Source organism: Pseudomonas sp. 1D4, from assembly GCF_001728925.1.
In the GTDB taxonomy this organism is placed as follows: domain Bacteria; phylum Pseudomonadota; class Gammaproteobacteria; order Pseudomonadales; family Pseudomonadaceae; genus Metapseudomonas; species Metapseudomonas otitidis.
On sequence record NZ_LXJQ01000063.1, the window covers coordinates 19,863 to 32,244 of the forward strand.

General features: G+C 67.8%; 12 protein-coding genes, 3 tRNA genes and 2 pseudogenes. 11 read left to right on the plus strand and 6 right to left on the minus strand.

The window, feature by feature from the left end:
* The first annotated feature begins 158 nt into the window (after positions 1-158).
* From A7D27_RS23800 to A7D27_RS23810, 4 genes and pseudogenes are all read left to right on the plus strand, one after another.
* Entirely contained in the window at positions 159-1,052 is an 894-nt protein-coding gene (locus tag A7D27_RS23800; protein WP_069561798.1) for a LysR family transcriptional regulator, read from the plus strand.
* 147 nt (positions 1,053-1,199) lie between these two features.
* A pseudogene (locus A7D27_RS29265) lies at positions 1,200-1,511 on the plus strand (PAS domain-containing protein); the annotation flags it as partial.
* Positions 1,512-1,733: 222 nt separating this feature from the next.
* Positions 1,734-2,765: a methyl-accepting chemotaxis protein gene (locus tag A7D27_RS23805; protein ID WP_371914833.1), complete on the plus strand. Its 1,032-nt coding sequence runs from the start codon at positions 1,734-1,736 to the stop codon at positions 2,763-2,765.
* A 76-nt stretch (positions 2,766-2,841) separates the two neighbouring features.
* Positions 2,842-3,462: a tRNA-uridine aminocarboxypropyltransferase gene (locus tag A7D27_RS23810; protein WP_069566298.1), complete on the plus strand. Its 621-nt coding sequence runs from the start codon at positions 2,842-2,844 to the stop codon at positions 3,460-3,462.
* Here the strand turns inward: A7D27_RS23810 and A7D27_RS23815 are convergent.
* Positions 3,426-3,782, minus strand: coding sequence for an antibiotic biosynthesis monooxygenase (locus A7D27_RS23815; protein WP_069566299.1), 357 nt, complete (start codon positions 3,780-3,782; stop codon positions 3,426-3,428). The two genes, A7D27_RS23810 and A7D27_RS23815, sit on opposite strands and share 37 nt — an antisense overlap.
* Positions 3,779-4,477, minus strand: coding sequence for a CTP synthase (locus A7D27_RS23820; protein ID WP_069566300.1), 699 nt, complete (start codon positions 4,475-4,477; stop codon positions 3,779-3,781). Before A7D27_RS23820 ends, A7D27_RS23815 begins: the two co-directional genes overlap by 4 nt.
* A gap of 99 nt (positions 4,478-4,576) precedes the next feature.
* Between A7D27_RS23820 and A7D27_RS23825 the strand changes: the two genes are divergently transcribed.
* A complete protein-coding gene (locus A7D27_RS23825) occupies positions 4,577-5,464 on the plus strand; it encodes a LysR family transcriptional regulator (RefSeq protein WP_256548423.1) in 888 nt (295 codons plus the stop codon).
* On the opposite strand, the gene A7D27_RS28970 is transcribed toward A7D27_RS23825, so the two are convergent.
* Both A7D27_RS28970 and A7D27_RS23830 read right to left on the minus strand, forming a co-directional pair.
* Positions 5,397-5,579 (minus strand): PSPA7_2676 family Cys-rich small protein, encoded by a 183-nt coding sequence (locus A7D27_RS28970; RefSeq protein WP_082078258.1) that lies wholly within the window; start codon positions 5,577-5,579, stop codon positions 5,397-5,399. The genes A7D27_RS23825 and A7D27_RS28970 overlap by 68 nt on opposite strands.
* A 107-nt stretch (positions 5,580-5,686) precedes the next feature.
* Complete coding sequence (locus A7D27_RS23830; protein ID WP_069561804.1) at positions 5,687-6,607, minus strand: LysR family transcriptional regulator; 921 nt, start codon at positions 6,605-6,607, stop codon at positions 5,687-5,689.
* Positions 6,608-6,719: 112 nt separating this feature from the next.
* Here A7D27_RS23830 and A7D27_RS23835 point away from each other — a divergent pair, with 112 nt between their 5' ends.
* The 3 genes from A7D27_RS23835 to bchE all read left to right on the plus strand — a co-directional run bounded on the left by A7D27_RS23835 (position 6,720) and on the right by bchE (position 9,578).
* Positions 6,720-7,478, plus strand: coding sequence for an SDR family NAD(P)-dependent oxidoreductase (locus A7D27_RS23835; protein WP_069561805.1), 759 nt, complete (start codon positions 6,720-6,722; stop codon positions 7,476-7,478).
* Between the two features lie 99 nt (positions 7,479-7,577).
* On the plus strand, positions 7,578-7,922 hold the full coding sequence (locus A7D27_RS23840) for a cupin domain-containing protein (protein WP_044408357.1): 345 nt from the start codon (positions 7,578-7,580) through the stop codon (positions 7,920-7,922).
* A gap of 129 nt (positions 7,923-8,051) precedes the next feature.
* Entirely contained in the window at positions 8,052-9,578 is a 1,527-nt protein-coding gene (bchE, locus tag A7D27_RS23845; RefSeq protein ID WP_069566301.1) for a magnesium-protoporphyrin IX monomethyl ester anaerobic oxidative cyclase, read from the plus strand.
* 327 nt (positions 9,579-9,905) lie between these two features.
* Here bchE and A7D27_RS23850 read toward each other — a convergent pair.
* Both A7D27_RS23850 and folD read right to left on the minus strand, forming a co-directional pair.
* Positions 9,906-10,560, minus strand: a pseudogene (locus A7D27_RS23850) (gamma-glutamylcyclotransferase).
* Positions 10,561-10,707: 147 nt separating this feature from the next.
* The gene (gene folD / locus A7D27_RS23855) at positions 10,708-11,562 is read right to left on the minus strand and encodes a bifunctional methylenetetrahydrofolate dehydrogenase/methenyltetrahydrofolate cyclohydrolase FolD (protein WP_069566302.1); all 855 of its coding nucleotides are present in this window, start codon (positions 11,560-11,562) and stop codon (positions 10,708-10,710) included.
* Between the two features lie 273 nt (positions 11,563-11,835).
* Here folD and A7D27_RS23860 point away from each other — a divergent pair.
* The 3 genes from A7D27_RS23860 to A7D27_RS23870 all read left to right on the plus strand — a co-directional run bounded on the left by A7D27_RS23860 (position 11,836) and on the right by A7D27_RS23870 (position 12,162).
* Positions 11,836-11,912: transfer RNA gene (locus A7D27_RS23860), tRNA-Arg, on the plus strand.
* A 34-nt stretch (positions 11,913-11,946) separates the two neighbouring features.
* Positions 11,947-12,022: transfer RNA gene (locus A7D27_RS23865), tRNA-His, on the plus strand.
* A gap of 55 nt (positions 12,023-12,077) precedes the next feature.
* Positions 12,078-12,162, plus strand: a tRNA-Leu gene (locus A7D27_RS23870).
* Positions 12,163-12,382: the final 220 nt, after the last annotated feature.

The following is a 12,382-nucleotide window of genomic DNA, read 5'->3' on the forward strand; positions in this document are numbered from 1 at the left end:
GTCGCAGTAGCACCGTTGTGGTGGGAGCGGATTCATCCGCGAAACGCCGCGAAACGCCGCGAAGCGGCGCCTGGCGGCGGATTGGCGGGCCTGTGGCCCGCATCGCGAATGAATTCGCTCCCACGGAGCCCTGTCGTCGATAGTTTTGCCGGAGCCCTATGTCCAACACCCTTCCCGACCTCAAGCTGCTGCGCGTGTTCGCGGCCGTGGTGCGCCACCAGGGCTTCGCTGCCGCGCAGCAGGAGCTGAACCTGTCCACCTCGGCCATCAGCACCTACATGAGCCAGTTGGAGGCGCACCTGGGCATCACCCTGTGCCACCGGGGGCGGGGAGGTTTCAGCCTGACCAGCAAGGGTGAGCTGTTCCACCAGGAGGCGCTGCGCCTGCTGGGCGAGCTGGAAAGCTTCGAGCGCTATTCGGCCTCGCTGAAGGGGGAACTGCGCGGAACGCTCAACCTGGGGGTCCTGGACTCCACCGTCAGCGACCCGGCGTTGCCGCTGGCCGAGGTGATCGGCGCCTACAGCCGCGAACACCCCGGCGTGCACCTGCACCTGTCGGTGATGAGCCCCTACGACCTGCAACTGGGGGTGCTGGACAACCGCCTGGACCTGGCCATCGGCGCCTTTTCCACGCGCATGAACGGTCTGACCTACCAGCCGCTGTACCGCGAGCAGCACTGGCTGTACTGCAGTGACCGGCATCCGTTGTTCAGCGACCGGCGCATCCCGGCAGAGGTCATCACCCAGCAGCGCATGGTCGGCCGGGGCTACTGGAGCCAGGCCGAGCTGGCGCGGCATGGCTTCAAGCACAGCGCGGCGACGGTGGAGTCCATGGAGGCGCAACTGATTCTGGTGCTCTCCGGCGCCTACATCGGCTACCTGCCCGAGCACTACGCTCAGCCCTGGGTGGACCAGCAGCGCCTGCGGGCACTCTCGCCGGCGACCTTCGGCTACCAGGCGCCGTTTTCGATGATCCTGCGCCGTGGGCGGGCGCGGGAACCCCTGATCGTCACCTTCCGTGACTTGCTGCGGGCCCAACTGAACTTGCGTTGACCGCTCGTTCATCTTTCGCCCGGAAGGTGTTGAGTCGGGTCTAAAGATTCGTACGTTGGTTCTGGCGGCACGCCATCACTGTGCTAGACCCTATTCAAGGGTGATCCACAAAGCCCGCCGGGTTTCAACTACCAGGGACGTCAACCGATGCGCCAGAACCTTCCCGTGACGCAGCGTGAGCGCACGTTTTCTCCGAGCGAGCGCTTGATCTCTACCACCGATCTCAGCAGCAAGATCACCTACTGCAACGACGCCTTCGTGGAAATCAGTGGATTTTCCCGCGAGGAACTGATTGGCCAACCCCACAACCTCGTGCGCCACCCGGACATGCCGCCGGCGGTGTTCGGGCACATGTGGGACACCCTCAAGCAGGGCAAGCCGTGGATGGGGCTGGTGAAGAACCGCGCCAAGAACGGCGATTTCTACTGGGTCAGCGCCTACGTCACCCCGGTCTACGAGGGGGGCAAGGTGGTGGGGTACGAGTCGGTACGCTCGGTGCCGACCCGTGACCAGGTGCGCCGTGCCGATGCCCTCTATGCGCGGCTGCGGGCGGGCAAGTCGCCGGTGCCCTGGTACGACTACTGGGCCTACGACACCCTCCATTCCTGGCCGCTGATCCTGGCCACGGCGATTGTCCTGGGTGGGCACTACATCGTCACCGGCCCGTGGCTGCTGGTGCTGATGGCGGTGACCATGTTCGTGCTCGCGGCCTTCCAGCGCTACGACAAGCGCCAGACCATCCGCCGCACCCTGGCCGAGCACCCGAAGGCCTTCACCAGTGGCCTGGTGGCGTTGACCTATTCCACCAACAAGGGCGAGCAGGCGCTGCTGGACATGGCGATGATCAGCGAGGAGGCGCGCCTGCAGACGGCGCTCACCCGGCTGGAGGATGCCGCCAGCGGCGTGCGCACGCGGGCGATGGATTCGTCGCGCCTGGCCAGCTCCAGCGCGGACCTGCTGGAGCAACAGCGCAGCGAGACGGACCAGTCCGCCACGGCCATCAACGAGATGGCGGCCACCATCCAGGAGGTCTCCACCAACGTGCAGAACACCGCCCACGCCGCCGAAGAGGCCGACCGTCTGGCCCAGCAGGGCCGCAGCCTGGCCGGCGAGAGTTTGGAGGCGATGGAGCACATGGCCAACGCGGTCAGCGAGATCGGCAAGGCGGTGAACGAGCTGGCGGAGTCGACCCAGTCCATCGGCAGCGTGGCCGACGTGATCACCTCCATCGCCGAGCAGACCAACCTGCTGGCGCTGAACGCGGCCATCGAGGCGGCACGGGCCGGCGAGCAGGGCCGGGGCTTCGCGGTGGTGGCGGACGAGGTGCGTTCGCTGGCCTCGCGCACCCGCCAGTCCACCGAGCAGATCCACCAGATCATCGCCTCCCTGCGTTCCGGTGCGGACCGTGCGGTGGTCACCGCCAGCCGTGGCCAGGAAATCTCCCGGGACAGCGTCGGCAGCGTCGAGGCCGTGCGCGAGGCGCTGGAGGGGATCAGCAGTGCGGTGACGCGCATCACCGGCATGAGCCAGCAGATGGCCGCCGCTGCCGAGGAGCAGACCCAGGTGGCGGACGACATCAGCCGGCAGATCACCCGCATCGCCCAGCTTTCCGATAACAGCACCAACCAGGCCCTGGAAGGGGCCCAGATCAGCCAGGACCTGGAGCACATGGCCGAGTACCTGCACAGCCTGGCCGAACGCTTCAACCGCTGATTCCACACGCAGGGTGCCAGTGGACGGCACTCACCGGGCTCGGAGCCCGCCTGCGGTTGTGGCAGAATCCGCGCCCATGTTACGCCCCCAATGCCCCCGTTGCCAACGCCCCGAACGCCTGTGCCTGTGCCCGCTGATCCCGCGGCTGGACAGCCGCACCCGTGTGCTCGTGTTGCAGCACCCGAGCGAGGCCGGGCATGCCCTGAATACCGCGCGCTTCGCTGCCCTCGGGTTGTTGCAGGCGGAGCTGTGGGTAGGCGAGGTGTTCGCGGAACTGCCGGCGCGCCTGGCCGACCCCGAGGTGGACGCGCGGCTGCTGTTCCCCGGCGAGGAGGCCCAGGTGCTGCCGGCGGGGCTGGTGGGTACGCCCCGCCCGCTGCTGCTGGTGGTGCCTGACGGCACCTGGCGCAAGGCGCGCAAGCTGCTGCACCTCAACCCGGCGCTGGCCGCGTTGCCCCGGGTGACGCTGCCCGAGGGCGAGCCCTCCCGCTATCGCCTGCGCAAGGCGCCGGGCCCCGGTGCGTTGTCCACCCTGGAGGCCATCACCCGCGCGCTGGAGCTGCTGGAGCCCGCCACCTGCTTCGAGGCGCTGCTGCGCCCGTTCGAGGCACTGATCGAGGGGCAGATATCCGCCATGGGGGCAGAGACCTACCAGCGCAATCACGCCGGGGCCGGGCCTTCCGCCGCGAAGCCGTAGCTGCGCTCCACCCGTGCGACGCGCACCTCGAACCGGCTGTACCACTGCGTGCGCCCCTTGGCCTGGGCTTCGCGGTGAGGCGCGTTCTGCTTCCAGGCGAGGATGTCCGCCTTGCTGCGCCAATAGGACAGGGTGATGCCCAGGCCCTGGGCATCCCGTACCGACTCCACCCCGAGGAAACCCGGCTGCCGACGCGCGCGCTCCGCCATGTGCTCGGCCATGGCGACGTAGCCGTCGTCACCCTCGGTACGTTGCGAGATGAACATCACCACGTAGTAGGGCGGTTCGGGCAGCCGTGCCCGTGGCGTGGCGGCGCTCATGCCGCGCAGCTCCGCAGGAAGGCCTGCACCAGGGGCGCCGGCCGCTCGGCCAGGGCGGCGCGCTCGGGCTGGAAGAGGGTGGCGACGAAGAACGGGTGGCTATCCAGTTCCACCGCGCGCAGGGCGCCATCACTGCCGTGTGCGGAGGCGCTGAGCCCGGCGCTCAGCAAGGCCGGTTGAAGGTCCGGGTTGACGCCATAGCGGCAGTGGTAGCCCTCGAAGGCCATGGCGCTGCCGTAGGCGCTGGCGAGCCGGGAGCCGGGTGCCAGGTGGATGGCCTCGATGCATTCCACCAGGGCACAACTGAGCGGCGAGACCACCGCCAGGCCGGCGTCTGTGTCGGTCTCGGCGTGGGCCGCTTCCACCCAGCCGAGCACGTTGCGGGCGTGTTCCAGCACCGCGTGCTGGAAGCCGCCGCAGGTGCCGAGGAACGGCAGCCCGCTGACCCGCGCATGGCGGATGCCGCGCAGGGCGCCCTCGGTGTCGGCGTAGGGGCTGCCGGGCACGCACCAGAGCCCGTGATGGCCGGCGAGGTGGCGGGGCTCCAGGCCCTGGGTGCCGATCCACTCGGCGCGCACGCGGATGCCGAGGCGCTCCGCGGCGTCCTCCAGTGCCAGGGGGATGGCGCGGTGGGCGGTGATGGCGGGGTCGTGTTCGCCCAGCAGGGCGATGTGCAGGGGGGCGGTGCCGATCATGTCCGATCCTTGTCGAGGGGCCTTGTGTCAGGCAGGACGGACTATATGCTTGCGTTTCAGCACGCAGAATAGGCATTCGTACCGATGAAGATTGCACCGATGCAATACAGGCTGGCCCAGGACGACCTGGCACTGGTGCTCGCGCTGGTGCGCGGCGGCAGCCTGGCGCGGGCCGCCGAACTGCTGCGGGTGGACGTCTCCACGGTATTCCGTGCCATCCGCCGTTTGGAGCAGGCCCTGGGCAGCGAACTGTTCCAGAAGGGGCGTGGCGGCTACGTGCCCGGCGCGGCGGCGCGGCTGCTGGCGGAACAGGCCGAGCGGGCGGAACAGGCCCTGGAGGTGGCGCAACTGGCTCTGGAACAGGGGCGCGAGGTGCTCAGCGGGACGGTACGGCTGACCTGCACGGACACGGTGCTGCAGGGCCTGGTGCTGCCGGTGCTGGCGCGCTTCATGCCGGCCTATCCGGCGTTGCGCCTGGAGCTGGCCACCTCCAACGACTTCGCCAACCTCAGCCGGCGCGACGCCGACATCGCCGTGCGCCTGACCCGCTCACCGCCGCAGCACCTGGTGGGCCGCTGCCTGGGCGAGGTGCCCTACGTGGTCTGTGCCAGCCCGGCCTACCTGGCGAGCCAGGCCGGCAGCGACCCGGCGCAGATGGCCTGGATCGCCCCGGACGACTTCCTGCCCGACCACGCCAGCGTGGCCTGGCGTCGCCAGCGCTTCCCGGCGCTGGTGCCGGCCTACCGTTGCAACAGCATGCTCTCGGTGGCCGAGCTGGCCCGCGCCGGGCTGGGGGTGGCGGTGCTGCCGCGCTTCCTGCTGGATGAGTGCCTGCAGCCGCTGGACCTGCCGGCCGAGGGCTGCGGCAGCGCCCTGTGGCTGCTGACACGGCCTGAGTGCCGGGGGCTGCGGGCGGTGGTCACGTTGTTCGACGAGCTGGCTCGGCACCTGCGGCTGTCGCCAGATGAGGCGGATCGGCCCGTTTGACGTAACGGTGGCTGCCACAGCGTTGGCAGCGCTGGCAGAGCATCGGCTCGGCGCCGACTTCGGTTTCGTAGCCGTCCGTCCAGACGCAGCCGAGCAGGAAACAGTGCAGTCGCATGGAACCTCCCGGGGCAGGGCCCCCGTCGATGATCAGGCGTGACGCGGCGTTGTTGGGGTTGTATGCCGTGCCCGGGAGACTCGCGGAGGTGCTCTAGAATCGACAACCTAAACCGGTGAACGGTGTGCGCGGCCGTCGAGATGGGGTGCCAGCAGGCCGTCGAGCCAGTCCATGAAGGCACGTACCCGCCGGGGTTGCAGACGGTGGGCATAGAGCAGGTTCAGCGGCAGCGGAGGGGCGCTCAGTTGTGGCAGCACTTCCACCAGTTCGCCGCTGGCCAGCAGCTCGGTCAGGCCCAGGCGCGGGGCCTGGATGATGCCGAGGCCGCCCAGGCAGGCGCCTTCGTAGGCATCGGTGCTGTTCACCGTGAGGCAGCCGCCCATGGGCAGGCGCACCAGGCACCCTTCCTGCTGATAATCGAAGCCGGCCGGTCGCGCGCCGAGCACCGGCTGGTAGTGCACCAGGTGGTGCCGGGCCAGGTCTTCCGCTGTCTGCGGCGTGCCGTGGCGGGCGAGGTAGGCGGGGCTGGCGCAGTTGACCAGGGGTAGTTGGCCAAGGGTGCGGGCGATCAGGCTCGGGTCCATCAGTTCGCCCACCCGCAGGACGCAGTCGAAGCCTTCCCGCACCAGGTCGACGCGGCGGTCGGTGCAGCTCAGCTCCATTTCGAGGGCCGGGTGGGCGTGGAGGAACTCGGCCAGGCGTGGCATCACCCACTGACGAGCGATGCGGTTGGGCAGGTCCACCCGCAGACGGCCGGCCAGGGCGGCGGCGCCTTCACGGAACATGCCTTCGAGATCGTCTACCTGGGCCAGCAAGGACTGGCTGCGTTCGTAGAGTGCGAGGCCGTCCTGGGTGGCGCGGACCTGGCGCGTGGTGCGCTGCAGCAGGCGCACGCCCAGCCGCTGTTCCAGCGCCTGCACCTGTTCGGAGACGCTGGAGCGGGGCAGGCCGAGGCTGGCGCTGGCCTGGGTGAAGCTCGACAGTTCGGTGACGCGCATGAAAGTGCGCAGCAGGTCGAGGGTGTCCATGGCGGTGTTCTCTGTTCGTGGATGGCGATCAGTATGTGCGGTTTTGCGGTATTTATCGGATCAATCGCGAACAATAGCCTGGAGTCCTTTCCACCCACCGGAGGACTTCACCATGACTCGCAAGATCGTGCTCATCACTGGCGCCAGCCGCGGCCTGGGCCGCAACGCGGCTCTGCAACTCGCCACACGGGGCTTCGACCTGATCGGTACCTACCATTCGCGCCAGGACGAGGCCCAGGCCGTTGCCGATGAAGTGGCGCGCCTGGGTGGGCGGGCCGAGATGCTGCAGTTGGATGTGGGGGCTGTGTCCGGCTTCCCCGCGTTCGCCCGCCAGGTGGCCGAATGCCTGGAGCAGCGCTTTGACGGGGCGCGCCTGTATGCCCTGGTGAACAACGCCGGCATTGGCATCCACGCCCCCTGCGCGGAGACCACCGAGGCGCAGTTCGACCAGTTGCTGAGCATCCAGTTGAAAGGGCCGTTCTTCCTCACTCAGCACCTGCTGCCGTTGATTGCTGACGGTGGGCGCATCCTCAACCTGTCCACCGGCCTGGCCCGCTTCTGCCTGCCGGGGTACGGCGCCTACGCGGCGATGAAGGGTGGCGTGGAGGTCTGGACCCGCTACCTGGCCCGGGAGCTGGGGCCGCGCGGCATCCGTGTGAATGTGCTGGCGCCGGGCGCCATCGAGACGGACTTCGGCGGCGGGGTGGTGCGTGACAACGCCGAGGTGAATGCCTTCGTGGCTTCCAACACCGCACTGGGGCGGGTCGGCCTGCCGGACGACATCGGCCAGGCGGTCGCCTTGCTGCTGGCGGACGAGGCGGGCTGGATCACCGGCCAGCGGATCGAGGCCTCGGGTGGCATGTTCCTCTGACGGCTGCGCTTCTGGACAGGCGGGGGGCGGTATCAGACAAGCCTACAGGGGGCGGGGGCCCTAGGGTGGACATTCGATTCCCCACTGCCTGGAGTGCTCATGTCCGATTTCATCACTGTCCTGCGTGAAACCTGCCCGACGCCCGTGCTCGACGCCACCAAGTGGAAGCGCATCGGCGGCGACCCGCACACCGTGAACCTGAACGCCTACACCTCTGCCGATGGCAGCAAGATCATGGGCACCTGGATCTGCACCCCCGGCAAGTTCGAGGTGAACTACGAGAAGTGGGAGTACTGCCACTTCCTCGATGGCTACTGCATCATCACGCCGGAAGGGGAGGCGCCGGTGCACCTGCGGGCCGGTGATGTGTTCGTCATCGAGCCCGGCCTGAAGGGCACCTGGGAGGTGGTGGAGACGGTGCGCAAGTACTTCGTCTTCGCCTGATCCACCGGGCCGGACGCGCCCCGCGTCCGGCCTCCACACAATCGCCACGCAATGCCCACACCACCTCCCTGCGCCGTTCACAGGCGCGCGCGATAACACCCGCATCTTCTTCCGACGCTGGGTGTTCCCATGGATGTACTGCTGCTCAACCCGCCCCACACCGCCATCGGCAGCCGCATGCCCCGCGAGCATCTGCCGCCCCTCGGCCTGCTCAGCGTGGGCGGCCCGTTGCTGGATGCGGGCTTTGCCGTGCACCTGCTGGATGCCGACCGCAAGGGGCTGGCGCTGCCTGCCATCGTCGCGCGAGTGGTGGACCTGGCGCCGGCGGTGGTGATGCTGGGGCACTCCGGCTCCAGTTCGGCCCACGTGACGGTGGTGGCGATCTGCCGGGCGCTGAAGGCGGTGCTGCCGGGGCTGCGCATCGTCTATGGCGGGGTGCACCCGACCTATCACTGGGACGAGATCCTCCGGGAGGTGGAGGCGATCGACCTGATCGTGCGCGGTGAGGGCGAGCAGACGGCGCTGTCGCTGATGCAGGCCCTGGCGGCTGAGCAGCCTCTGGATACGGTGCCGGGCATCGCCCTGCGAGTAGCCGGGGTGCCACAGGCTACGGCGGATGCGCCGATACTGCGCAACCTGGATGACTACCGGGTGGGCTGGGAGCTGATCGACCACGCGGACTACAGCTACTGGGGTGGCAAGCGGGCGGTGGTGGTGCAGTTTTCCCGGGGGTGCCCGCACCTGTGCAACTACTGCGGGCAGCGGGGCTTCTGGACGCGCTGGCGCCATCGCGATCCGGTGCGGCTGGCCCGTGAGCTGGCCTGGCTGCACCGGGAGAAGGGGGTGGAGCTGGTGAACTTCGCCGACGAGCTGCCCACCGGCTCACGCAAGGCCTGGCGGGCCTTTCTCGAAGCGCTGATCGCCGAGCAGGTGCCGTTGTTGCTGGTGGGGTCCACCCGTGCCGGGGATATCGTGCGCGATGCGGATATCCTCCACCTGTATCGCCAGGCGGGGGTGATCCGCTTTCTGCTGGGGATCGAGAGCTATGACGAGGCGACCCTGAAGGCCATCCGCAAGGGTGCGACGCCCAAGGAGGACCAGCAGGCGATCCGCCTGCTGCGCCAGCACGGCATCGTGTCGATGGCGACCTATGTGGTGGGGTTCCAGGAGGAGCGGGACGGCGACTACTGGCGTTCGTTCCGCCACCTGCTGCGCTACGACCCGGACCAGATCCAGTTGCTGTACGTCACGCCGCACCGCTGGACGCCGTTCTACGCGCTGGCCGAGACGCGGGAGGTGATCCAGACCGACAGCCGCCGCTGGGACTACAAGCACCAGGTGCTGGCGGTGCGGCAGGTGCCGGCGTGGCGGGTGTTCCTCTGGTTCAAGCTGATCGAACTGGGGATGCAGGCCCGGCCGAAGGCACTGTGGCGGGTGCTGTTCCACCGGGATGCCGAGGTGCGCCACGCGATGCGCTGGTATACGCGCATCGGCAGGCGGGTCTGGTTCCACGAGGTGGCGGAATTCTTCCTGGGGCCGCGCTTGCTCCGGCGCGGGCCGACGCTCAAGGCATTTCTCGGGGAGTCGCTGGCCGAGCGGGAGTACGTGCTGGATGTGCGCAAGCGGGCTGTGGCGGAGCCTGTGGAGGTGCGTTGACGGGGTGGCAAAAAGAGGCCGCCGCGAGGCTGGTCCTGAGGTCGAACGGGCAGAGGGCGGGACCTGGGCAGTGTCGGAGGACCCACGCTGGCCGGCGTGCTCGATGAAGGCGATGAGGTACAGGCGCTCGCGGGGGGAAGGCGGCGCCAAGGGCGCCCAGGGCCAGGAGGTGGGGTGCGTGTGGTGAAGAGGTTGTTTTTATAACGGCAGCCACGACGGAACGCATCGGGTATTCGCTCGAGCGGTTCTTGCCAGCAATGGCGCGGGCTGGCGCAGGTTATTCGAGCGCTGCGTCGATCGCTATAGATTTGCGTGCATAGCGATTGGTCAGTCGAAATCTAGGTGAGATTGCTTACTGCAGCGCAGGAGGGCGGACTCCAGGCGGCGATCGGGCATGGTGTGGGCGCGCAGGCTGTTGACGGTCTGCTCGACGTAGTCGCGCGTGGTGCCGTAATGGCCGCAGGCACGGGCGAAGACCTGGGTGAGGACGTGATCCGGCAGGGCGCCGGCGTAGCAGGCGAAGTTGCGCCGCAGGACGAAGCCGAGGGCCTGAACGCGCCGGCCGTCTTCCAGGCGACAGTCCAGCCAGCGCGGCTGGTAGGCGGCATCGGGCATCTCCCGCTGCCAGAGTGCGAACAGGTGGCGTTCGAGGTGTTCGTCAGGCAGGCGGTAGGCGAAGCCGGAGCAGGAGCCGCCTCGATCGAGGCCGAGCACGAGGCCGGGGGCATCGGGGGTGCCCCGGTGAATCTGCGACCACAGGTAGAGGCCGCGGTGGTAGCCGTGGACGCGCGCGGCTGCGTTCTACAGCGGGGCATTCCGGGCGCCAGATGAGCGAGCCGTAGGCGAACAGCCAGACGGGGCCGCCCTTGTGCTGGGCCATGGTGGCGTCGAGAGAGGCCTGGAGCTCGCCGGCGGTGAGGTGAACCGGCTGGTTGAGCTGGGGCGGGTAGGGGGCTGGCGGGGCGTCGGGGCGGCCGGGCATGCGTGGATGGTCTCGGTGGTGCGGTGGAGCAGTACGGGTTCCGTTTTAGCAGGCCGGGAAGTGGAGGTGGAATGACGTTCGTCAGCTTTCTTCGTGTCAAACGAAGAACGGCACCCCTGGGGTGCCGTTCGGTGCCTTGCTCTCGCGTCAGTCGTGCAGGTGCTCGGCGGCGTGCAGGGTGTTTTCCAGCAGGCAGGCACGTGTCATGGGGCCAACACCGCCGGGGACCGGGGTGATCCAGCTGGCGCGCTGCAGGGCGGGCTCGTACTCGACGTCGCCGACCAGCTTGCCGTCTTCTTGGCGGTTGATGCCGACGTCGATGACGATCGCGCCTTCCTTGATCCATTCACCTTTCACCAGGCCGGGCTTGCCGGCGGCGACCACCACCAGGTCGGCACGGCCGACGTGGCCGGCGAGGTCCTTGGTGAAACGGTGGGTTACGGTGACGGTGCAGCCGGCGAGCAGCAGTTCGAGGGCCATGGGGCGGCCGACGATGTTGGAGGCGCCGACGACCACCGCGTCCATGCCATAGAGGTCTGCGCCGGTGCTTTCCAGGAGGGTCATGATGCCCTTCGGGGTGCAGGGGCGCAGCAGCGGGATGCGCTGGGCGAGGCGGCCGATGTTGTAGGGGTGGAAGCCGTCCACGTCCTTGTCCGGGCTGATGCGCTCCAGCAGCAGGGAGGCGTCGAGGTGCGTGGGCAGAGGTAGCTGGACCAGGATGCCGTCGATGGCCGGGTCCTGGTTCAGGCGGTCGATCAGGGCGAGCAGTTCGTCCTGGCGGGTGCTGGCGGGCAGGTCATGGGCCTGGGAAATGAAACCGACTTCCTCGCAGTCCTTGCGCTTGTGCGCGACATAGACTTGCGAGGCGGGATCGCTGCCCACCAGGATCACGGCCAGGCCGGGAATACGCAGTCCTTGCTGGCGGCGTTCAGCTACTCGCTGGGCTATCTGCTGGCGGAGGCGGGCGGCGATCGTTTTGCCGTCGATCAGTTGTGCGGTCATGACGCGTGATTAACCATTAGGAAGGAGCGAAAAAGGGCGCGTATTCTCGCATGGCGTGCCTGCGGGGCAAAGGCGGCTGCCGGGCATTTTCCCGTAACCCCTTTATCTTTCTAAATTTTTTTCATTTTTTTGTTGACGGGTAGTGGGGGCAGCTATAACATGCGCCCCGCTTGTCGAGCACAGCCACTAGCTGGGTAAGACGGCAAACGTAGAAGTCTCAAGGCTTCTGCTGAAGCCGAAAGCTTCGAAGAGTCTGCTCCGGTAGATGATCGAGCGCCCGTAGCTCAGCTGGATAGAGCATCCGCCTTCTAAGCGGATGGTCGCAGGTTCGAGTCCTGCCGGGCGTGCCATTTGGCAGTCTTGGCGCAAGCAAAGTGAAATATGGTGGGCGTAGCTCAGTTGGTAGAGCACAGGATTGTGGCTCCTGGTGTCGTGGGTTCGATTCCCATCGTCCACCCCATATTCTGCGAATACGCCAGGCCAAGTGCCTGGCGTTTTCGTTTCCGGCGTCGAATGCGGACGTGGTGAAATTGGTAGACACACCAGATTTAGGTTCTGGCGCCGCAAGGTGTGAGAGTTCGAGTCTCTCCGTCCGCACCATTATTCGATGACCCTTGTCCCTGGGTTTGCTTGCAAGAACCGGGTAGGGAATGAAAAGGCAGCCTTCGGGCTGCCTTTCGTCGTTCCGGGGGCTGCATTTGCGGCATCCGGCCGCAGTGCCGTCCGGCCTTGGGCGTGCTGTACTGCCGGAGTGCTGCCCGCCCGGCCGTAGGCATCGGGCAGGGATGTTGGTCGGGCAGGGCGGCCCTTCCTTATATAA

Excerpts from the sequence above, each read along its gene's own strand:
- A7D27_RS23825 (WP_256548423.1), top strand. The coding sequence starts at position 4,577 with ATGCAATACAGGCTGGCCCAGGACGACCTGGCACTGGTGCTCGCGCTG.
- A7D27_RS23800 (WP_069561798.1), top strand. The coding sequence starts at position 159 with ATGTCCAACACCCTTCCCGACCTCAAGCTGCTGCGCGTGTTCGCGGCC.
- A7D27_RS23805 (WP_371914833.1), top strand. The coding sequence starts at position 1,734 with ATGGCGGTGACCATGTTCGTGCTCGCGGCCTTCCAGCGCTACGACAAG.
- A7D27_RS23815 (WP_069566299.1), bottom strand. The coding sequence starts at position 3,782 with ATGAGCGCCGCCACGCCACGGGCACGGCTGCCCGAACCGCCCTACTAC.
- bchE (WP_069566301.1), top strand. The coding sequence starts at position 8,052 with ATGGATGTACTGCTGCTCAACCCGCCCCACACCGCCATCGGCAGCCGC.
- A7D27_RS23810 (WP_069566298.1), top strand. The coding sequence starts at position 2,842 with ATGTTACGCCCCCAATGCCCCCGTTGCCAACGCCCCGAACGCCTGTGC.
- A7D27_RS23830 (WP_069561804.1), bottom strand. The coding sequence starts at position 6,607 with ATGGACACCCTCGACCTGCTGCGCACTTTCATGCGCGTCACCGAACTG.
- A7D27_RS28970 (WP_082078258.1), bottom strand. The coding sequence starts at position 5,579 with ATGCGACTGCACTGTTTCCTGCTCGGCTGCGTCTGGACGGACGGCTAC.
- folD (WP_069566302.1), bottom strand. The coding sequence starts at position 11,562 with ATGACCGCACAACTGATCGACGGCAAAACGATCGCCGCCCGCCTCCGC.
- A7D27_RS23840 (WP_044408357.1), top strand. The coding sequence starts at position 7,578 with ATGTCCGATTTCATCACTGTCCTGCGTGAAACCTGCCCGACGCCCGTG.
- A7D27_RS23835 (WP_069561805.1), top strand. The coding sequence starts at position 6,720 with ATGACTCGCAAGATCGTGCTCATCACTGGCGCCAGCCGCGGCCTGGGC.
- A7D27_RS23820 (WP_069566300.1), bottom strand. The coding sequence starts at position 4,477 with ATGATCGGCACCGCCCCCCTGCACATCGCCCTGCTGGGCGAACACGAC.